The organism is Flammeovirga pacifica, from assembly GCF_000807855.2.
In the GTDB taxonomy this organism is placed as follows: Bacteria; Bacteroidota; Bacteroidia; order Cytophagales; family Flammeovirgaceae; genus Flammeovirga; species Flammeovirga pacifica.
In genome coordinates this window covers 1,454,539-1,475,167 of the sequence record NZ_JRYR02000002.1, presented here as the reverse complement: position 1 = coordinate 1,475,167, position 20,629 = coordinate 1,454,539, and the positions used below count along the sequence as shown (strand labels likewise).

The following is a 20,629-nucleotide window of genomic DNA, read 5'->3' as shown; positions in this document are numbered from 1 at the left end:
TTTGGGAAATTTTCCAAAATCGGCTTTTATTATATCTATTAAAAAATTAAATACATTTTAATTGACAGAGTGAATTTGATTTTTAGTAAGAAGGTGATATCATTTAATGAAATTTCATTTTTTTGTATTTTTTGAATAGAATAAGACCTGAAAATTAAGTGGTAAAATTTGAAATTTAGGGGGGTATTTCTGTTTTTTTTAAATCCCTATTTTCTCAAATATCTTTATTTCTATACAATCAGCATCAATATTATACATTTGGTGAATAACAATTATAGTCTTTAATGATGATGAATTTATTCACTAGAACAACTACCTTATTTTTGGTATTATACTCCTTTTTATCAATCAAAAGTTGTAATGAAATAGAAAGGCCTAATGTAATTATTATTGTTACAGATGATCAAGGATATGGAGATATTGCTGCCCACGGTAACAAAGAAATATCAACACCACATATAGATCAGTTACATAACGAAAGTTTACGATTAACTAATTTCCATGTAAATCCAACATGTGCTCCGACACGCAGTGCATTAATGACTGGAAAAGATGCCAATAGAGTAGGGGTTTGGCATACTGTGATGGGCAGGTCGATGCTTTACGAAGAAGAACACACTATGGCCGATATTTTCTCTGATAATAATTACGCAACAGGGTTATTTGGTAAATGGCATTTGGGCGATAATTATCCCTTTTCGCCTCAATATAGAGGTTTTCAGGAGGTCCTAACACACAAAGGCGGTGGAGTAGGACAAACACCTGATTATTGGAATAATGATTATTTTGATGATGTGTATTTCAGAAATGGTAAGGAAGAGAAAGTAGAAGGTTATTGTACAGATGTTTGGTTTAGAGAAGCTTTATCCTTTATCAAAAAGAATAAAGAGAAGAGACAACCCTTCTTTTGCTATATCTCTACTAATGCTCCACATGCACCTTTAAATGTACCCCAAAGTTATGCTAAGCCCTATTTAGACAAAGGATTAGACGATAATAGAGCAAAGTTTTATGGTATGATTTCTAATATTGACGATAATATAGGTGCACTTAGAGAACGGTTAAAAGAATGGGAAATTGATGACAACACTCTAATCATTTTTATGTCTGATAATGGATCAGCTTATGGAGCATCTTTTAAAGGAAAAGAGCTAATAAGTGGTTACAATGCCGGAATGATAGGGACCAAAGGTAGTCCGTTTGAAGGAGGTCATAGAGTGCCTTTTTATGTTCATTGGAAAAAAGGACATTTAGATTCTGGCAAAGATGTCAATCACCTAACGGCCCATATTGATATTTTACCTACATTAATTCAAATGTGTGGCTTAACAAAAGTACCTGATATACAATTTGATGGTATGGATATTTCGGAAGTGATCAGAGGTGAGTCGGAGAATAATAATAGAATTCTGATTGGTGATTCTCAAAGATTAGAATACCCAAAAAAATGGCGTAATTCTTATGTGATGATGGATCAATGGAGGCTAATTAATGGAACAGAATTGTATGATTTGAAATTGGATCCAGGTCAAACCGATAATATATTTGATGCACACCCTGACATCGTTAAGGAACTTCATGAGGCATATGAAAATTATTGGTCGAGTATATCAAAAACATTTGATCGTTATGCGTATATTAAGTTAGGTGATGATATCGAAAGTAATTCTACTTTAACTGCACATGATTGGCATGTAAGTGAACAACAAAAAGTACCTTGGAATCAAGATTTTATCAGAAAAGGAGTAGAAGGAGACGGAGTATGGAAAGTCAATTTTACCAAAACAGGAAAATATAAAATAGCCTTACGTCGATGGCCACAAGAATCTAATTTACAATTAAATGAGTCCTCGCCAGCCTATTATTCACCGTCATCAGATTATAGTTTACCCAAAGGTAAAATGCTTAACTTTTCTAGAGCATATTTAACTATTGGAGGGAAAACATGGGAAAAACGAATTGTTCCTAATACTCAATCAGTGGTTTTCGAAGTTGAAATACAAAAAGGAAAAACAGATCTTAAAGCATCCTTTAAGACACATGATAATATACTTCAGGGGGCATATTATGTATATGTGGAAAAGATGAGTCTATTTAAAAGTATTTGATTTGATCAACAATGGTAAAGGAATACCAATTATTAGTACAATACTGTAAAAAAAAAAAGACCTAATTAAAAAACTAGGTCTTTTTTCATAATAAACAACCTTTTGAATGTAACAAAAAGAAAAGCTTATTATGCCTTTAAGGATTTCATCTAAACATTTTTACACACAAAACATCAGTGTATTAACCAAATTATAATATTTGATCTCTGACTTATTATTTTAAATGTGAATCACACATTTTCATGCTAGGGTCAATTTCTACTCTTCCCTCAGCATTTACAACAACTTTATTTCTATCTAGTAAGAACTGTAACGCCTCTTCTTTTGGAGTTGGTACTCCTGAGCACGACATAAAACCAATATCGCTACCCCATTTTTGGGAAATAGCTTCAACTAAAGTTTCTGGAGTGAAAACATTGTCATTCTCTTGTACTAAGAAAATAACTTCATGTATGTGCGTTGTATTCATAACTTTTTTCTTTTTCAATTTTGATACTTCAAATATAATAAAAGATAAAATTGTCTTTTATTATATTAACACTTATTACAATATTAATTTTTATCCAATTAAGACTTTGTAGGAGTACAATTATAAGCTGAAGTTCAAAACTGTTTTACAAAGCTTTATTTTTCAGTTGAATAGGGTCAACCTCAAAATGATACATTGTTTTTGAAGTATAAATGGAATCTGGAAGTACCGTAATAGAAGGGAAGTTTTCTTGATTAGGTGTGTCTGGTAAATGTTGCGTTTCTAAACAAAAAGCAGTTCTGTAATCATCTTTTTGACCATTTTTATAAGTGTTTTTTGATTTCAAAAAGTTGCCTCCATAAAGCTGAATTCCAGGTTCTGTAGTGTAAACATCCATTCGAATACCAGATTGATCACCGATAACATAAGCAGCTTTTTCTAGTTGATTTTCTTTCTTATTGAGGTTGAAATTATGATCGTATCCATTACCATTTATCAACTGTTGGTGGTCGGCAGTTAAATCTTGACCTATTGTTTTTGCTTGTCTAAAATCAAAAGGAGTATTCTCCACTTGAGCAAATGCTCCATCAGGAATTAAAGAAGGATTAACAGAAGTAAATGTGTTGGCATCAATTTTTAAAACATGATTTAATATAGTACCACTTCCTTCACCATTTAAATTAAAGAAAGCATGATTGGTTAAGTTGACAATAGTTTTTTGATCTGAACTCCATCTATAATCAATACTTAAAGTATTCTTAGATGTAACAGAGTAGGTTACTTCTACATTTAAATTACCAGGGAAGTTTTCCTCACCATCGGGAGATAAATAAGTCAATACTAACGTAGAGTCGTTGTGACTTTTTACATCCCAAACTACATTATGGAATCCTTTAATTCCTCCATGTAAAGTGTTTTCACCATTGTTAATTTCAAGTTGATAGGTCTTTTCATCAATAGTAAACTGACCTTTTGAAATTCTATTCCCAACTCTACCAATGAGTGCTCCAAAATATACAGCAGAAGGTTTTTGATAGTCTTCAATAGAATTAAATCCTACTACTACATCAGTTAATTTTTGATTTTTATCAGGAACTAAACATCCCACAATACGGCCTCCAAAATTTGTAATAGCAACACTCATATTTTGATTCTTGATAAGGTAAAGATCAGTCTTTTTTTGATCAATTTCCTTAATAAAATCATTTCGATTTAATGTTGAAAAAGCATTGGATTCTATTTGATGTTTATTTTCTTTTGTGAGTGTTTGTTGACATCCGAATAACAATAATAGAAAAATATAATGAAGTGAAAGTTTCATGAAAAAATCAATTTAATAGTATTAAAAAGGATAATATTATAATCACACTAAAAAGAGGAAGAAGGTAAAGGTTGAAGGTACCCCAAAGAGGTTAAAAATCTATCCGATTCAAGTAATGTTTCTTTAAACATCTCAGGATTTTTCCCTTTATTAAAAAAGCCATGTTCTTGACCTTCATATAGTTTAAGATCACATCTTACCCCATTAGTTTTCATATTTTTTTGAAACTCTTTAGCTAAATGAGGGGGGAAGAATGTATCTTCTGTTCCGACTAATAGTAATGTAGGCGGAGTATTTTTATCAATATTATGGAAAGGAGAGAATGCTTCCCAATAGTCTTTTACCCTACCAAAACCGTAACCCTCTTCACCATTATGAAGTACCGGGTTAAAAAGAACTAAGGCACTCGGTCGGCAACTCACAGAAGGGTCTTCGACTTCCTCGTTAAACCCTTTAACTGTGGCCAATGCAGCTGCAATATGTCCGCCAGCAGAACCTCCGCCAGCAAGAATTTGATCAGGATCAATACCGTATTCTTTTGCATGTATTTTTAACCAACGCATAGCAGATTTTCCATCTTTAACACATTCCTTCGGAGTGGTGCCGTTGGTTTTATTTACTCTATATTGTACACTTACAGCCACTAAACCTCTAGAGGCAAAATACTGACTTTGAGGATAAAACTGTTCTGGAGTGCCAGAATACCACCCTCCACCATGAAATAATAAGATAGCAGTTGCTTGGTCTGATTTTTTATGATTAGGAGGATAGAAAAAATGTAGTTTCAATGCCACTTCATCTATTGTTTTATAAGTGACAATTTTTGAAAGTGGATTACCTCCAAAAACACTTTTACATTGGAGTGTAATAGATAAAATACAACAGAGTAGAACAACTGAGCGTTTCATTGTAGTGAGGTATAAATAATGATGAAGAGAGAGTAGATTTGAATTATTTTCTATTGAGCCAATCTTCTGCAATTTCTCTCCAATCGGGAGCGTCTTTATTCGATTTTCCTAATCCAAACCCATGACCACCGGCAGGGTAAATGTGCATATCAGCAACCCTTTTTGCTTTCAGAAGTGCCTGATAGAAGCGGATGCTATTTTCTACAGGAACAGCTTTATCATCTCCAGAATGAAGTAAAAAAGTTGGAGGAGTTGTATCAGAGATTTGCAACTCATTCGAGAACTTTTTGATCATTTCTTCTGATGGATTTTTGCCAATCAAATTATTTCTAGAACCCATATGAGTCACCCCTTTTTCCATGGTAATCACAGGGTAAATCAACATCATAAAGTTGGGATGGAAATCTTCTTTATCAATAGCATCATTATCATCATAATATATTTCTTGATGCGTTCCCAAAGTAGACGCTAGATGTCCACCAGCAGAAAAACCGATCACCCCTAATTGGTCTTTATCTATATAAAATTCATCTGCTCTACTTCTGATATATCGCATTGCTCTTTGTGCATCTTGAATTGGAGCTTTATGCCCAACTTTTACCGATGCAGCTTGAGGCATTCTATATTTTAAAACAAAGGCAGAAAGTCCCATACTATTGCACCATTTTGCAACATCAGTCCCTTCCCAATCATAGGCAACACCGCCGTAACCACCGCCAGGAATAATTAAAATTCCTTTGCCGTTACTGCTCTGCTTAGAAGGAAGATAAATTTCTAAGGTAGGTGTTTGTACTTTCATAATAAAGGTGATATCCTTTGGTGGTATCACCTCCTTATCGTTCGATTTTTGATAATTTGGTAAATCTTTGATATCCCAAAGGGGAACAATAACTTGAGCGTATCCACCTATAGAGATGAACATTATCCATTGAAGTAAAAAGAAAATTCGTTTCATTAGAAATGGTTTTAAAAAATGGTAACCCAATTAACATCTTTAGAAATATAAACTACTATTGATTTCTAAATTAATATAGAATTAGGTTGAATTTATCGATAAGTAAACCTACTAAATGTATCTATCATCCTCAATATATTTTTAGTGATTATAATAGCCATAAATCTGTTTTTAATTTATTATGTAATTCATTGTTTATTACATCCTTATATTCTAATTTGACAATCGTAAGCTATTTCTATTTTTTGATAAACAAAACGATACTTTTTACACTAAATACAAAGAACATGAACAAAGCAGTAATACTAATACCAGGTGTTTTAGGAACTAAATTAGATGATTCTAATACGATTGATAATGAAATAATTTGGCAAGATATCCGATATAATTTTGAAGATTTTGAAAGAGGAGAATTAACTTTTGAATATGACAATCAATTTTTTGATGAGGATTTTTCGGCCATTGTTAAACCATTAAGATTAGAGCCTTTAGTATACAATGAGTTTTGGAAAAGACTACAACCAAACTACCAACACAAATTTATTTTTCCTTACGATTGGCGTCTTCCCAATGAAGAAAATGGAATTAAATTAAAAAACTTCATCCAATATTTAATCGCTAAAAGTGAAGCTAGTTCGAGAGTAGCAACCATCACCCATTTTGATATTGTCACTCATAGTATGGGGAATATGCCATTAAGGTATTATATCAAAGAGAATGGGATGGAACGTATAAATAAAATAGCTTTTGTGGCACCTCCATTTCAAGGGGCTGCAGATGCCATTCCTATTTTTACTATTGGCCAAGGCTTTTTCTTCACTAAAGATGAAATAAGAAAAATGGCTAGAACACTTCCTGCTTTATTCGAACTATTACCTACTTACCAGAACTATGCTCTTGATTCTGAAACAGGAGAAAATATCAATTTATGGAATAAAGACAATTGGCAGAAAAATTTGATAGAGGAAACAACGGATGCAAATAAAAACCGCACAATACAAAAGTTCATCGCCAATTTAGAAAGAGCAAAGAAAACGTTAACCTCCTTAGAAAATTGGAAAGATAAACTCACAGAGGATGAAAAAGCTAGAATATTAGTGATTGCAAAAACAGAATTAGAAACTTTAAACGATGTTGTGATTGAGAAACAACCTCAAGACGGACATCCTGCTAATTATTTTGACTATAAAATATCTCTTAAAGCAAAAGAAGGGGATGGGGTAGTACCAACGGCAAGCTCATGTTGCTATTATGATGAATTGGCTACCTATGTTCTTCAAAATCGACTCTTAGAAGAAAATTATGCTCACGCATTTCTATTAAAAGATAATCGAGTACAAAAAATGGTCAACTCATTCTTGAACACTGATGAAAGCACGGCAGAATATCAACATAATATTATGGGTAGAACAATCCATAGAGTGAAAGGATTTACAAAAATGTATGTAGAACAGGATGGTATTATTCACAAGGTTTCAAAAGTGGATTATTAATCTATTGCTGAAGAATCTTTTCGAGCATGATTCCAGCATTTGATTGAGGTGTTCACACCAGTGAACCCAACCGTTTATCGATCTATTTATAGAAGATATTTTACTTAAATCATTTTATTAAAAAATAAGAAAAGAATATTACTTGAGAGATAAATGCTTAATATTTAAGCTTCTCCTATTACTTAAACGTGTATTTTTTGACACTTAGTTGACAATGTGTAACACTAATCTGACTTTGTGTGTTCTTAATACTGAAATACTTTATAGTGTACAATAGACTCGTTTTGATCAAATAAATTGAGGTAACAAAATAGAGGAAAAGTTTCCTAATGAACTAGATGATCAAACTACCTATTTATATATAGTATGAAGAATATATATTTAATTATTACACTATTCATCGGTATACAAAGCACACTAGCTTTTGATGGACGAGTTAAGAAATCTATCAATTTAGATTGGAGATTTTCTTTAGACGCTAATGTTAATGCCCAAGATAAAAATTTTGATGACAGTCAGTGGAGGCAGTTAAATGTACCTCACGATTGGAGTATAGAAGGAGAATTTTTAGAAAGTAATGCATCTGGTACTTCGGGTGCTTTTTTACCCGGAGGCATTGGTTGGTATAGAAAAGAAATCAATATTGATAAGTTATCAAAAGAGGAAGAATACGAGATTCATTTTGATGGAGTTTATTTAAATAGTGATGTGTGGATTAATGGGCATCATTTAGGTTTTCATCCTAATGGGTATATCGGTTTTTCATATAATTTGACTGAACATTTAGTAGAAGGAAAAAATGTGATTGCTGTAAAAGTGGATCATTCGAAATTACCAAGTGGAAGATGGTATACAGGATCTGGTATTTATCGAAATGTTTGGTTAGAAAGACACCATAAATTACATGTTCTACCCAATGAGTTATTGATAACAACTCCTGAAGTATCAAATGAGAAGGCAGTAGTGAATGTATCGACTGCTATCAAGAATACTTGGGGAAAGAAGAAAAATATTGAAGTTAACTTTCAAATAGTAGATCCAAAAGGAAAAGTTGTCGGTAATTATGATCAAAAATTAAAAGTGGTAGATCAGAATGAAATACAACATCAATTAGAACTGGAAAACCCTTTCTTATGGTCTACAGATGCACCAAATATTTATTATTTAAACATCGCTATAAAAGAAAATAAACAACTGATAGATACTTATTCTACCCATTTTGGTATTAGAAAACTAGATTGGATTCCTCAAAAAGGGTTGTTCTTAAATGATCAACCAATATTATTGAAAGGCTTAAGTAATCATCAAGATGCAGGACCTGTTGGTGTGGCAGTACCAGAACAAGTATTGTATCGAAGATTAAAAATGTTGAAAGACATGGGATGTAATGCTTTAAGAACGGCACATCACCCTTTTGCTCCTGAGTTTTATACCATGTGTGATACCATGGGTTTTATGGTAATGGATGAAGCTTTTGATGGTTGGTGGAAAAATAAAGCGGATTATGATTACGGAATTTATTTTGAAAAATATTGGAAAAAAGATTTAGAAAATTTTGTAAAACGAGATAGAAACCACCCGTCTGTTGTGATTTGGAGTATAGGTAATGAAGTTCCTAAGTTTACCAATGATGAGCAGGAGAGCATAGTCAATGAATTAAAAAAACATGATACTTCACGCCCTGTTACGCAAGGAAGAGGATATTTAGGAACACATATAGATTTAGCTGGTTTTAATGGTCATGGAGAACTTAAAAATGTCATTGAGAATTACCATAAAAAAGATCCTAATAAGCTAATTATCGGAACAGAAATTACACATACTTTACAAACTAGGGGAGTGTATAGAACCAAAACATGGTATCGAACAAAAGATAATCCTGCACCTTGGGAAAAGCCGGAACATTTTAAAAGAATTGAACCTAGGGTATATAAAATTAAAGACTTATCAGAAGAAGAAGTTTTTACCGGTATTACATCAAAATACCAGTCGTCATATGATAATTCTATAGTAAGAATTGGCGTTCGTCATGAATGGAATAGAGTGGAAGCATTGGATTATTACATAGGTAATTTCAGATGGACAGGTTTCGATTATCTTGGAGAGTCGTTTAACTGGCCTGCAAGAACAGCCAATTTTGGTATTATAGATTTAGCAGGTTTTCCAAAAGATCATTATTACTTATATCAAAGTTTATGGAGTGATGTGCCAATGGTACATATTTTACCCCATTGGTCTCATAAAGGGAAAGAGGGCGTAAAAATTCCTGTAGTGGTATATACAAATGGTGATGCCGCAGAATTGTTCCTTAATGGAAAGTCTTTAGGTAAGAAAGAAATGACATCTGAACGTCAAATTGTATGGCAAGTGCCTTACACTAAAGGAAAAGTGGAAGCCATAGCTTATAAAGAGGGTAAAGAATGGTCTAAGCAAATCATCCAAACAGCAGAAGAGGCTTATACCATGAAATTGACTTCAGATCGAAAGAGAATTAATGCCGATAAGAAAGATGTTTTGCATTGCGAAATTAATGTAGTTGATGCAGAGGGAAATATCGTACCTAATGCAATGGACGAAGTGACAATAGAAGTATCTGGAGCAGGAAAAATCATCGGAATTGAAAACGGTGATATTCTAGATATGAGTTCATCAAAATATGATTTAACAAGAAAGGTATTTAATGGAAAATGTTTACTTATTATACAGTCTAATGGTAAAACAGGAGACATCAATATAAAAGTAACTTCAAAAACCTTAAAAGAAGCAGACTTAAGAATTGGGACTCATGCCTTATAATATGTAATTACCTCAGCCCAAATCTTGCATAACAACTGGTTTGCATTACTATCAACCGTTTCCATTCATTTGGAGGCGGTTTTTTATTTGAGGTATTTTGTATTTAATTTGGTCTAATATGTCTAACTATTGAGAATTTCCTGACAAGAATACAAGTAACAAACAAACTATAGTACATGATGAGAAAGAGAATTATTGGTATCATTACGATTGTACTTTTTTATAGTAGTAGCTTCATTTATTCACAAGATATAAGTCTATTTGTAAAGGAAAATACCTTCTCATATGAAGGTATAGAACTGAAAATAAATAATGTATCTAAAAGAGAAACTTTAAATAAGTTATTGGAGACCTATCCTTCGAGTAATCTAGATGAATTTCATCCCTTTTATCTAAATAATGATTCTCTGATTGATTTTATCTATGATGGACCAATAATTACTAACCCAGGTTTAGATGGAAATCAAGTTCTTTTTTTTGAGAATAAGGAAAATGGGAAATTTGAAGTTATAGCTAGTTCATACGGAAGTATACTGAAAGTAAAGCGAGACAAGGTTTCAGGATCTACCTTGTTTATCACACTAGATGAAGGTTGTTGTCTAAGCATTACTTTCGACCTTAATTTTATGTGGATGATAGAGAATAATGACGAATTGAGTTTTACTCATTCTAGTCCTATCCAATACAATATTGAAACATTGTATTTCCCTAAACATGGTAATATTGAAGCGCTTAACTTTAAAGTATTACATAATAATTATAACCTAAGAAGCTCTCCTTTTATTCAAGATGATAATATAATTGAAGAATATCACAAGGGAGATAGAGGCGTTGTTGTATCCACTTTTAAAAGCGATGAAAGGGTTTGGTGGTTTGTTATTATGGATAATAAAGTTAGTCTAAGTCGAAAGTGTGGGTGGATGAGTAGTAGGTATTTAGAAAGCTATTAGCTTGCTTTACAACTGTAAGGTATTTCATTTCCCCATGAATATTTTAAATCAGATGATACTTAAAACAACAAATCACTAAAAAGATTCATTGTAAGACTAGAATATTATTTGATTAAAGTGAATCATCCTATTATTTTAAAGTTATATTTTTAAAACTAATTTATTTCTTAATTTTATACGGATAAGCAAACTACTAAACTATGAAAACAAGTTCTCAGACAGCAAAGAAGAAATTATATCTATTGGTTGGAATACTTTTCATTACAAGTATTGCATTTCGGGTAATTAATTCATCAAAATTAGAGCAAACATCACTTTTGTTTGTGGGCTTACCTACCCTTATGACCTTGTTGGTTATCAAGTATTCTACTGCTCCTAAAACTATTTACGGTATTACTTTTAAAGTGATCACATTATTTTTATTGATGTCATCCATACTTTTTGGGGAGGGTGTAATTTGTGTATTAATTGCTGCACCAATTTTTTATGCATCAGCTTTTCTGATAGTATTCGTTTGGCAATGGATTAAAAAAAGAAAAGAGGAGAATAAAGCTTATTCTCTTTTGCTTTTACCTGTTTTATTTATTCTATTTCAACCTCAAGGGATTCTCAAAACTCCTGAAGTAGAAACTGTTACTGTAACTAAAGATATAGGCAAAAAAGTCTCTCTAGAAGCATTACATCAGTTACCTGATTTTAAAATTGACTACCCTACGATATTTAAAATGGGCTTTCCTCAGCCTATTAGTATTACTGGGCAAGGAATGAATAAAGGAGATCAAAGACAGATACAGTTTTTATCAAGAACGAAGGGAGTAGGGACTTTAAGTTTAGAAATTGATAGTGTTTCTGAACAGCAAGTTGTCTATAAAATTATTCAAGATGATACCCATATGAATCATTGGTTAACTTGGAAAAAAGTGAAAGTAGAAATCAATACTTCTCAAGTCACATGGACGTCTGAGTATACTTGTGATTTAGGACCGCAATGGTACTTTAAACCTATAGAAAAATGGGTCGTAACAGTAATGAACGAACATTTAATCCATTCTTATTTTGAACGAAATAGAAATAATTAGAACGGTATTCGTTTTTATTGCCCTACTTTTCATGGGGTATATAACTCTCAGAAATCATCAAGAAGAAAAGAGAAATTGGGCCATGTTTAACGCTTCATTATTGGTGGGTACATGGCTTCCAATTATTAATTTTATTTTGGTTGATCAAGGATATTGGAAATTCACGGAAAGTACAGCTTTAGGAATGCCCTTTGATTTATACTTCTTATGGGTGATTTTATGGGGAGTAATTCCTTGCTTTTTTCTCCTAAAGAAACACTTTTTGATAGTGTTTATTGCTGTTTTTTGGATGGATATTATTTTTATGCCATTACTTCAAAAGTATGGGGTTTTGGAACTTCATGAAAATTGGTTGATAGGCGAAGTTCTTATGATCCTCACTGTATTTATACCCTCTTATTTATGGTCTTATAGCAGTTATCATTCAATCTATTTATGGTTTAGAGCTGTTTGTCAAGTTATAGTGATGATAGGGTTAATTATTATTGGGCTTCCATTTCTATTAAACCATTATCAATTAATTTCTGAAGTGAACTATTCATGGTCACCCATACTTTTACAGGTACTACTTATTATTGTATTTCCTGCATTGGTAGCCGTCCAAGATTTAGTGATTAAAGGGAGGGGTACACCTTTTCCCTACGATAAAACCAAAAGATTAGTCACAACAGGAGTATATGCTTATTGTAGAAATCCCATTCAATGGTCTTTAACATGGATCTTTATCCCACTTTGCATCTACCATGAAACCTATTTTTTATTGATAGGATCAGTGGTGTCAATAGCTTATGTTTTTGGTGTCTCTGAATTTCAGGAATACCCAGATATGGCAAAAAGATATGGAGAAGAATGGCAAAATTATATTGATAAAGTGCCTAAATGGTATTTTTTATGGCAACCTAAATTTATACCCAAAGGAACCATATATTTTGATATGAATTGTCAGCAATGTTCTCATATTGCACAATGGTTTACCAACCGGAATACTCAAAATTTAAATATAGCACCTGCTTCGACTTACAATGGAGAGATACTTACAAAGGTAACCTATGTTGATCATCAGCAAAATATATATAGAGGAGTTAACGCTATCGGTCATGCTTTGGAACATATCAATTTAGCTTATGCTACTTTAGGGTGGTTTCTTCGTTTTTATCCTCTCAATTATTTATTCCAATTAATTGTAGACACAATGGGCATTGGTGATGAAGCGGAAACCTGTGACATAAAGTAGTTTCAATAATGTTTTTGTTACCTATCAAATAGGTTTCTAACTTCTTAATCAACAAAAAAGGTAATCTCATTAATCTATTTTAAAGACTAAAGAGATTACCTCTACATTCAGTTTAATGTCTATCCTAGACATAGAAGACAAAATTATTTATTCTATCTTCTTTTTTAATTCTGAAAATTGATCAATTAAATTACTCTAATCCCCACCATTTATCTTCATTTAATGTTGGAAAAACACGATCTTTTAATTCACTATTCCATGCTTCCCATTGGCTTGTGAGTTCTTTCGAAAGTTGATCGTGATCGTCTTTAATATTTTTTGTTTCAGACATATCTTCTGAGATATTGTATAATTCTGTAGGGTTGTTTTTCCAATCACTATTGGCCACTAATTTATAATTTCCGTTTCGGATCGCCATGTAGTTCTTTTCCCATTTTCTCCAGAATAAATAATCGTGAGGAGCACTATTTTTTGTGCCGTTTAAATAAGGAATTAAATTCACGCCATCAAGTGGTCTTTCTTTGCCTATTTTAATCTTATTCTGAGCGACTATTGTAGCCATGATATCCAAAGAGGAAATAGGTTGTTTGTAATCTACTTTCGCTGGGATTGTACCTTTCCATCGCATAGCAAAAGGTACACGAACACCACCCTCATATAAATCTCCTTTTTTCCCTCTTAGAGGAAGGTTAATTGAAGCATTATTTTTTGCACCACCATTATCTGATAAAAAGACTACTAATGTATTTTCATCAATATTCTCTTCCTCTAGGGTTTTTAATATTCTACCCACTCCATCATCCACAGCACTTACCATAGCAGCATATGTTTTTCTTTTTTTATTCTTGATGTTTGGGAAACGATTCAAGTATTTCTCTGTAGCCTGTAAAGGTGTATGAGGAGCATTATAGGCCAAATAGACCATAAAGTGTTGATCTTTTTTAGTTTGTTTTTTGATATATCGAATGGATGCGTCTGTTAGTTCATCCGTTAAATAATCATCAATTTCTACTTTATCATGGTTTTCGATAATCTTTGTTTTATACCATTCCCATTTTTTCGATACCTCAGATAAGTCATTTAAAGTAAGCATCTCAGGCATATAGTTATGACCACCAGAAAGGAATCCATAGAAATAATCAAATCCTCTTTTTAAAGGATGAAAGTTAGGGTGAGTACCCATATGCCACTTCCCAATAATTGCACTATTATAATCTGCTTTTTTTAAAACGTTAGCTATGGTTTGCTCTTCTACAGGAAGCCCAGATACAGCATTATTAGGATCAATAGATGGGTTAGTAGTATAACCAAATCTATCTTGATAACGGCCTGTTAGGAAGCCAGCTCTACTTGGTCCACAAACAGGAAAAGTAACATAACCCTCATTAAATCGAGCACCTTCATTGGCAATTCTATCAATGTTAGGAGTAGGGATATCTTTGCAGCCATTAAACCCAACATCAAACCAACCCATGTCATCTACCATAATAACAATAAGGTTTGGTGGTGTTTTTTTCTTTTTTACCGGCTGATCATTTAAACTCATCATCGCAGCTCCAATAATGGCTATGGCTACTAAGATGACAGTAAAGGTTAATTTTTTCATACTTTAAAAAATTGGTGTTATTGATGTCACAACTAAATATAATCATTAATCATCCTTGAAATAGAAAACATTAATGTTATAATTGATTATGAAGATATGTGTAAAATTGCGATTGATTTATGCTAATTTTTACTATCTAATGATGGATATTATTGAATGATCATCTTGTAAATAATCATTTTATTTTTAGTAATTAATTTTACGATATGTACTCCTTTTAAAGAAGGAGGTAATTGTATTTCAGTTATCTCAGCTGATAGGACTTGAGAGAAAACCTTTTTACCCATAGGATCAAAAACCAGTAACTCACTACCTCTTGCTTCTTTCTGATGTATTTTAAATTTACCATTATTCGGATTCGGGTAGATAGAAAGTCTTTCCTTTTGAGAGGGCAATGAAGTCACTTCATCGGAGATTACTTCTACAGTTGTAGTTGCTTCTACCTGATGGGCCTCCGAGGATACTGTAATTTTTATCACTCCTTCAGAAATCGATTTTAAAAGTCCATTTTGATCAATAGTCCCTACCTCAGGGCGATCTACTTTAAAGACCAAATCATCTATATCAATGGTATTTGGAACAATAACAGCCAACAATTGTAACTCTTTACCCACCTTCATTTTTTCTGGATGCCCATTGAAAACAAGTTGAATATTACTATTCGAAGAATTGTAATTATTGTCTGCCCCCACATTGGGAGGTAGCTCCTCAATGTTTAACCAATGACCAAAAGTATCTTGATTAGGTGAAGCTGGGACATCTTTAAAAATACCTTTACCTAAAAATGAAAATACAGGTTCTTTAAATGATTTTCCATTATTGATGGCCACACTTTCAGGTTTAATTTGATAGCCTTCCTTATTACTAACACCTTTATCTATAAACTGAGGATCAGTATAAATAGCTTTTTTATCTAAATTGGTGAAACTCTCATTAATAGTCCCTTTAAAAAGGTTATTCGAAAGGATAAAATCACCTTGCATGTCCAACTCCAGTTTCTCGCCAATACTACCACTTCCTTCATGAACAAAAATATTGTTATAGATATAGGTGTTTTTACTAAACATTCGGATACTTGGAGTAAACTCATTATTTAAGTAAACGGTATTGTTATAGATGTATACTCCATCAGACGGAATGGGATCTCTAGGTACTTTTACACCATCAATAGTTGTGGTTCCCACAAAGCCTGAAGTCCATAATGTACTACCATGAAAATCCCTAAAACTATCGTTTACACTCACACAAAAACGATAGGTCACATTATGATTATCGCCTAGAATTTCGACGAAACCGCCCTCACTATCTTCCGAATAATTGTATTGATAAATAATGTTTTTATTTCCAAAGTCGATATGCATACCATAAGAATCGCCAGCACCTCGAATACTGTAGGAAGCATTGTATTGTGCCACAATATTCCTTGATGAGAACACCCACATACCACTTCCTCTACCCACTAACCTAGGTTCATCTACGGTACTAAATCCACTATGGTCAAAGGTATTATTTTCAACTAAAGCATTATGTACTTTGGATAAAATGACCCCAGAACCACCAGTTTTATAGAAGTTATTATTCTTAATGATAAAATTGATCGATCTATTCACGCTATCTTTTTCAGTATTTTTTCCTTTATGAATAGACCAAACCCCAGCTTTACCTATATAAGTGAAAAAACAGTCTTCTACCAAGACGTCTCTAATGGTTATTTCTTTATCTATAGTATTACTATCAGATTCAAAACGAATACCGGTTACATTTAAAGAGTTAAACTCTTTTGGAATAGATTGACCAAATACATCTGTTACTTTTAATCTTTTGAAAACAAGGTTTTGAGAAATCGATGCTCCCCATTTGTTGGCTGTTACTAGAATACCAAAACTTTTATCGTGTCCATTATTAAATCGATCAAAGTTCTTTCTATCGTTTTTCACCCAAATATCTGATAGAATAATATGAGAAGCATTAATGTATTTTATGGCTTCCAGGTAATCTCCACCTTCAATATTTCCTGATCCAGAAATAATAGGAAGTTCTCCTTCTCCATAGCTACTTATTTTGATAGGATTCTCTTTTGTTCCTGTACTTCTTACAATAAAATTACCTTCAAAAAGATCTCCTTTTCTAAACAGTAATTGATCACCTGCTTTTAGACGACCACCACTTTGAATAGTGTTGGCAATTTGAGTTGCTTTTTCTAAAGTTTTCCAAGGAGATGCGAGGGTACCTAAATTGTTATCATCCCCCTCTTGACTAAAATAATAGGTTTGAGGACCTTCTGACATATCATTTTTAAAAACATAAAAATGATCTAATAATAAGGCACTAGTTCCTGCAGTAAATTGAAGGGTATTTAAACCTTTTTTTAATTGAATTTTTACGATCGTTGATTGTGCGGGTGCTTCATAAGCCCAATTTGAAGGTAATAATTCTTGATCTTCTGACGCTTGATCATTCACTTTTAAAGAAAATGATTGAGTTATACCTCCATTAAAATGAAAAATTTGAAGTTGATAATCTCCATCCTCTGGTATATCTTGAAGTAAAAGTTTTAATGATAAACCATCTGTTAATTTTATAAATGTTTTATTGGAGGCATTATCATTAGACTGTATAAGGCCATTGGGATCGTAATCACAATCTTCGGCTTCCACATTAATATTAGTACTCCAAACTAAGAGGGGTTGAAGTAGAAGTAATAGTAGTATTAGTTTTTTCATTTCAATAGTTTATTAGTGAATTGCATTAGAGACTAAACAAAAAAAGCTTCTATTAAGAAGCCTTTTTTAGGAAAAATGTTATCTGTAATAAGAAAGTCACACTTCTTTATTCTGCTCAAAATGATACTGTCTATAGTATAAATACATTTGACGATACATTGTTATTACAATACAAACATACCATTCGAGGCTTAGTCATAAGAACAGATAAATACTTTTGATGAACAGATTCTAATACAAAGTATCACAGAATTAACCAAAATGATCACAAAAAAGGCAACACCCTGTCTGTTTCTGTTTTAAATTATTGACAATTAGCCTATTGTGTGTATTTTGTAGAGGCTAAATCAGAAAAAACTTCATCGAATATTGAGGATGATTATAACGTTCCTCTTACATCATATAAAAACATTTTCATTAATTGTGCCTCATTCTCTACCCAATTGTTGTAGTCATCAATGGCTCTTAATCGGTTATATTCAGATATATATCCTTCATCAGCAATCTGTTTTAGACTAGCTACTTCTGACCAAATTTTTACTCTTTCTTCAAAATCTTCTCGTTTAGGCGTATATACTTCATGAGAGGGGACCACTTCAATATTTTTAAAACCTATTTGCGATAATAGATGTGGTAAATCTGTACCGATGGCATTATTCATTCCAGCATCAGCTCTCCATTTTAGAAAACTCTGATAAAAGTTACGCATACTAATGGGTGGTTGAGGTACCCATTCTAGTCTTTCATGATTATAATCTAAAATAGAAATTTGCCCTCCGGGTTTCAACATACTTTTGATCTTCAATAAGGCATTTATTGGGTTTTCCATCCATTGTATTACCCTTGCACTTACAATTAAATCAAAAGGTTCTGATGGTTCGTAAGAATAGAGATCACTGTGCAATAATTCTAGTTTTTTGGTCTCACAATAGGCATCATTACCGTCATCAATCATGTGTTTTGTGTGATCTATACCAATCACTTTTCCAGATGCACCAACTAAATTAGCGATATCTTTAGTAATAGACCCTGTGGCACAACCCACATCAAGTACTCTCAAACCTTTTTTTAAGATGGAGGGTAGGTGTTTGTAATCAATAGCTAATGAACGTCTGTCATAGACGGAATTAGATTGCTTTTTACGTTGGATAACTTTACTCATGATAAATAGTAGCTTTTGTTAATTAAATAAAGTAATTCAAAAAAAAATTACTCGTTTGTTCTTTCACAAACATACAAGCTAGTTTTAAAGTGTCATCATAAAGATTCAAAATAAAGACGATTTCAAAGAGTTGTTTATCAGGGTGTTGTGATTGAAATTATATTAAAATTAATAATTTGCAATATTTTGTACAGAATAATTACGATTCCCAATACACTTATCGTATACTTTTTAATTCTTACTTCTTTTACGTCATTTAAATTAAGAGTGTATTGAGATTGGCGAACATGTCCATTACAAGTTTTTTTGATGATTGATAAATACTGTAGAGTATTAAATTTATACAGAAAGAGAGTGAAAAAAATGAAAGGATTAGGGTTAAAGTTGTTTGGATAAAATTAGTGATGTGCTTAAAACATAGTATTTCATTCGAGGGTTGAGATATTTTTTTCTTTAACATGTTCCTCTTCTTATCACTTAAATTTTACTAGTTTAAGAAAGAACCCCGATTTTATACTTTATTGAGCATTATCACGCGGTAAATTGGAGATTTGAAGTAAGAGAACAGGGATAATTTCAATCAAAATGTTAAAAATACATAATATATGAATTCGGAAATAAAGATCAATAAACCAACTCCTGTTGGTTCAGATATAAAGTTTTCAACTTTTACAGAGAACTCTCCGATCGGTGAGACTATCAAAAGTTTAGAAAATGGAAAGTATGTTTTAGTAGATGAAATGTACAAGAACGGTTTAGATTTATTGCATGAAATTCAGGGCTATTTAAAGAAAAAGTTCTCAGGCAATTCTTTTCAAGAACAACGTGAGTTTAGGAAAGAATACCGTGAATTATCGCATAGAGTCTTAATCCGTATAAAGGAACATAAATTGGATGTAAAAAAAGCACCTTCTATTGGTTGGCTAGAAAAATTATATCCTAGTACACCTAACTTTATTTTAACGCTTCCAGATATACAGGGACTAAATAGTGCATGGCAATGGAACAAAAAAGGGATAGTGTTACCTGTATTAAGAAATAAAGTACATCCTTATTATGGCGTTTATTTCCCTACAAGGTTTGACCATCTTGTTTTGTTTGATAACTGGTTGAAAAGATATGAAGGACCTAAAAAAGCCGCTTACGATATCGGAGTAGGCTGTGGTGTACTTTCAATGCAAATGGTAAAACATGGCTTTCAAAAAGTCTTTGCAACAGATACCAACCCAAATGCGATTGTAGGTCTTGCAGAATTTATGGGAACGACAAAACTGTCTCGTAAAATTGAGCTAGATTATGGGAATCTATTTGCTAAGTGGGAGAAACCTCATGAATTGATAGTGTTTAATCCACCTTGGTTACCTATCAAAAGTGATGCAGATAAGTATGATTCAGCTATTTATTACCCTGAGAATTTGTTCCCAGATTTCTTTAAAGATGCTAAGAATCATTTAGCTGAAGAGGGACAGATTGTGATCATTTTCTCTAACCTTGCAGAAATTTCTGATACCACGACAGAACATCCTATACAAAAAGAAATTGAAGAAGGAGGTCGTTTTAAATTAGAGTTGAAATTAACGAAATCGGTGAAAAAAGCGTCTGATAAAACAAAACGAAATATTCACTTACGTGAATCTGAGAAAGTAGAATTATGGGTGCTTAAGCATCAATAAATAGTTGATTAAACTATTTTAGGTTCATTTTCAAAGCATTGTGTTGCTACAAGGTTTATATTTAAACCGTTTTGTAGAAAACACAATGCTTTGTGTTTTATGGTCCTTAGGAGGAATGATAATTTAAGATCTAAATGCTTGCAATTTGCTTT

General features: G+C 32.5%; 14 protein-coding genes. 7 read left to right on the top strand and 7 right to left on the bottom strand.

What is annotated here, in order from left to right; genetic code table 11:
* Positions 1–287: 287 nt before the first annotated feature.
* On the top strand, positions 288–2,108 hold the full coding sequence (locus NH26_RS24220) for an arylsulfatase (protein WP_158022031.1): 1,821 nt from the start codon (positions 288–290) through the stop codon (positions 2,106–2,108).
* 214 nt (positions 2,109–2,322) lie between these two features.
* On the opposite strand, the gene NH26_RS24215 is transcribed toward NH26_RS24220, so the two are convergent.
* From NH26_RS24215 to NH26_RS24200, 4 genes are all read right to left on the bottom strand, one after another.
* Complete coding sequence (locus NH26_RS24215) at positions 2,323–2,577, bottom strand: DUF2492 family protein (RefSeq protein ID WP_139263291.1); 255 nt, start codon at positions 2,575–2,577, stop codon at positions 2,323–2,325.
* A gap of 145 nt (positions 2,578–2,722) precedes the next feature.
* Complete coding sequence (locus NH26_RS24210; RefSeq protein ID WP_044217291.1) at positions 2,723–3,898, bottom strand: aldose epimerase family protein; 1,176 nt, start codon at positions 3,896–3,898, stop codon at positions 2,723–2,725.
* Positions 3,899–3,945: 47 nt separating this feature from the next.
* On the bottom strand, positions 3,946–4,806 hold the full coding sequence (locus tag NH26_RS24205; RefSeq protein WP_044217289.1) for an alpha/beta hydrolase: 861 nt from the start codon (positions 4,804–4,806) through the stop codon (positions 3,946–3,948).
* Between the two features lie 43 nt (positions 4,807–4,849).
* Entirely contained in the window at positions 4,850–5,761 is a 912-nt protein-coding gene (locus NH26_RS24200) for an alpha/beta hydrolase (protein WP_044217287.1), read from the bottom strand.
* 287 nt (positions 5,762–6,048) lie between these two features.
* On the opposite strand from NH26_RS24200, the gene NH26_RS24195 reads away from it, so the two are divergent.
* The 5 genes from NH26_RS24195 (at position 6,049) to NH26_RS24175 (ending at position 13,313) form a co-directional block, all read left to right on the top strand.
* Positions 6,049–7,254, top strand: coding sequence for a lipase/acyltransferase domain-containing protein (locus NH26_RS24195; protein WP_044217285.1), 1,206 nt, complete (start codon positions 6,049–6,051; stop codon positions 7,252–7,254).
* Positions 7,255–7,620: 366 nt separating this feature from the next.
* The gene (locus NH26_RS24190) at positions 7,621–10,050 is read left to right on the top strand and encodes a sugar-binding domain-containing protein (RefSeq protein WP_044217283.1); all 2,430 of its coding nucleotides are present in this window, start codon (positions 7,621–7,623) and stop codon (positions 10,048–10,050) included.
* Positions 10,051–10,229: 179 nt separating this feature from the next.
* Positions 10,230–11,000: a hypothetical protein gene (locus NH26_RS24185; protein WP_139263289.1), complete on the top strand. Its 771-nt coding sequence runs from the start codon at positions 10,230–10,232 to the stop codon at positions 10,998–11,000.
* A 200-nt stretch (positions 11,001–11,200) separates the two neighbouring features.
* Positions 11,201–12,079 (top strand): hypothetical protein, encoded by an 879-nt coding sequence (locus tag NH26_RS24180; protein ID WP_044217279.1) that lies wholly within the window; start codon positions 11,201–11,203, stop codon positions 12,077–12,079.
* A gap of 31 nt (positions 12,080–12,110) precedes the next feature.
* Positions 12,111–13,313: a methyltransferase family protein gene (locus tag NH26_RS24175; protein ID WP_071397289.1), complete on the top strand. Its 1,203-nt coding sequence runs from the start codon at positions 12,111–12,113 to the stop codon at positions 13,311–13,313.
* 190 nt (positions 13,314–13,503) lie between these two features.
* Here the strand turns inward: NH26_RS24175 and NH26_RS24170 are convergent, their stop codons facing one another.
* From NH26_RS24170 to NH26_RS24160, 3 genes are all read right to left on the bottom strand, one after another.
* Positions 13,504–14,919: a sulfatase family protein gene (locus NH26_RS24170; RefSeq protein WP_071397288.1), complete on the bottom strand. Its 1,416-nt coding sequence runs from the start codon at positions 14,917–14,919 to the stop codon at positions 13,504–13,506.
* 149 nt (positions 14,920–15,068) lie between these two features.
* Positions 15,069–17,642, bottom strand: a complete 2,574-nt coding sequence (locus NH26_RS24165) for a T9SS type A sorting domain-containing protein (protein WP_044217275.1) — start codon at positions 17,640–17,642, stop codon at positions 15,069–15,071.
* Positions 17,643–18,021: 379 nt separating this feature from the next.
* Positions 18,022–18,804, bottom strand: a complete 783-nt coding sequence (locus tag NH26_RS24160; RefSeq protein ID WP_044217273.1) for a methyltransferase domain-containing protein — start codon at positions 18,802–18,804, stop codon at positions 18,022–18,024.
* A 605-nt stretch (positions 18,805–19,409) separates the two neighbouring features.
* Here NH26_RS24160 and NH26_RS24155 point away from each other — a divergent pair.
* Positions 19,410–20,477, top strand: a complete 1,068-nt coding sequence (locus NH26_RS24155) for a methyltransferase (RefSeq protein ID WP_044217271.1) — start codon at positions 19,410–19,412, stop codon at positions 20,475–20,477.
* Positions 20,478–20,629: the final 152 nt, after the last annotated feature.

Bases quoted from the DNA above. Each gene is read 5' to 3' on its own strand.
- NH26_RS24160 (WP_044217273.1), bottom strand. From the start codon at position 18,804: ATGAGTAAAGTTATCCAACGTAAAAAGCAATCTAATTCCGTCTATGAC.
- NH26_RS24155 (WP_044217271.1), top strand. From the start codon at position 19,410: ATGAATTCGGAAATAAAGATCAATAAACCAACTCCTGTTGGTTCAGAT.
- NH26_RS24195 (WP_044217285.1), top strand. From the start codon at position 6,049: ATGAACAAAGCAGTAATACTAATACCAGGTGTTTTAGGAACTAAATTA.
- NH26_RS24175 (WP_071397289.1), top strand. From the start codon at position 12,111: ATGGGGTATATAACTCTCAGAAATCATCAAGAAGAAAAGAGAAATTGG.
- NH26_RS24205 (WP_044217289.1), bottom strand. From the start codon at position 4,806: ATGAAACGCTCAGTTGTTCTACTCTGTTGTATTTTATCTATTACACTC.
- NH26_RS24185 (WP_139263289.1), top strand. From the start codon at position 10,230: ATGAGAAAGAGAATTATTGGTATCATTACGATTGTACTTTTTTATAGT.
- NH26_RS24210 (WP_044217291.1), bottom strand. From the start codon at position 3,898: ATGAAACTTTCACTTCATTATATTTTTCTATTATTGTTATTCGGATGT.
- NH26_RS24190 (WP_044217283.1), top strand. From the start codon at position 7,621: ATGAAGAATATATATTTAATTATTACACTATTCATCGGTATACAAAGC.
- NH26_RS24220 (WP_158022031.1), top strand. From the start codon at position 288: ATGATGAATTTATTCACTAGAACAACTACCTTATTTTTGGTATTATAC.
- NH26_RS24170 (WP_071397288.1), bottom strand. From the start codon at position 14,919: ATGAAAAAATTAACCTTTACTGTCATCTTAGTAGCCATAGCCATTATT.
- NH26_RS24215 (WP_139263291.1), bottom strand. From the start codon at position 2,577: ATGAATACAACGCACATACATGAAGTTATTTTCTTAGTACAAGAGAAT.
- NH26_RS24180 (WP_044217279.1), top strand. From the start codon at position 11,201: ATGAAAACAAGTTCTCAGACAGCAAAGAAGAAATTATATCTATTGGTT.
- NH26_RS24165 (WP_044217275.1), bottom strand. From the start codon at position 17,642: ATGAAAAAACTAATACTACTATTACTTCTACTTCAACCCCTCTTAGTT.
- NH26_RS24200 (WP_044217287.1), bottom strand. From the start codon at position 5,761: ATGAAACGAATTTTCTTTTTACTTCAATGGATAATGTTCATCTCTATA.